Annotated in this window: 1 pseudogene; it reads left to right on the forward strand. The window is 45.7% G+C overall.

What is annotated here, in order from left to right:
• A pseudogene (locus R7O13_RS31140) lies at positions 1-508 on the forward strand (glutamate--cysteine ligase); the annotation flags it as partial.

Genomic DNA, 508 nt, shown 5'->3' on the forward strand with positions numbered 1-508 from the left:
GCATCGCCAGCGTTATGTGGTTCGTTCATTCAAGGCCGTGAGACTAAATTCCCGTTTGAAAGCATCGGAGGGACACTGTATCTCCCTAAAGCGACGTCTCTTCGCTTGAGTGATCTTGGTTATACCAACAGTGCTCAAAGCGTATTGAAAATTGGTTTCAACAGTATTGATCAATATCTTGAAGGTTTAGGTGATGCGATTCGTCGACCATCTGAAGAATTCGCAAAAATTGGAGTAAAAGTGGATGGTGAGTACCGTCAGCTCAATACCAACATTCTCCAGATTGAAAATGAATTGTACGCACCAATTCGTCCGAAACGCGTAGCGAAAAGTGGTGAGAAGCCATCAGATGCATTGAGTCGCGCGGGCGTGGAATACATTGAAGTGCGCTCATTAGATGTGAACCCATTCAGTGCCGTTGGTGTTAGCGAAGAGCAAGTTCGTTTCTTAGATCTTTTCCTAACGTGGGCGGCGTTGTCAGATTCTGACCCAATGGATAACTGCGAAC

The organism is Vibrio sp. Y176 (assembly GCF_033438945.1).